Raw genomic sequence first — 490 nt, 5'->3', positions numbered from 1 at the left:
CGGGCGGCAACTGAACGACCGGTTCAAACTGCGCGAAGGCGTCGATCCGCAGGTCTACGGCATCGGCATCAAGGAACTGTGGGAGATCGATCCGTCGAAGCACAAGCCGGGTCTCGTGATGCACACCGCCGGCTGGCCGCTGGAGAACGACACGTACGGCGGCTCGTTCCTCTATCACATGGATAACAACCAGGTGGTGGTGGGTTTTGTGGTCGGCCTCGGCTACACGAATCCGTACCTGTCGCCGTTCGAGGAATTCCAGCGCTACAAGACACATCCGGCAATCCGCGCGGTGCTCGAAGGTGGCAAGCGGGTGTCGTACGGCGCACGGGCGATCACGGCCGGTGGTCTGATGTCGCTGCCGAAGCTGGTGTTCCCGGGCGGCGCACTGGTCGGCGACGATGCGGGTTTCCTGAACGCATCGCGGATCAAGGGTTCGCACGCGGCGATCAAGACCGGCATGCTGGCGGCGGAAGCCGCATTTGAAGCT

General features: G+C 63.3%; 1 protein-coding gene. It reads left to right on the top strand.

All coding sequences use genetic code 11. The annotated features are described in order from the left end of the window. Positions 1–490: NAD(P)/FAD-dependent oxidoreductase (locus tag P0D71_RS36065; protein ID WP_408483894.1), on the top strand; the 490-nt coding region annotated here is incomplete at both ends.

The sequence above is a fragment of the Paraburkholderia sp. RL17-383-BIF-A genome, assembly GCF_046028015.1.
Taxonomy (GTDB): domain Bacteria; phylum Pseudomonadota; class Gammaproteobacteria; order Burkholderiales; family Burkholderiaceae; genus Paraburkholderia.
The sequence above is the reverse complement of the archived record's forward strand: the minus strand, read 5'-3'. Positions and strand labels throughout refer to the sequence as shown.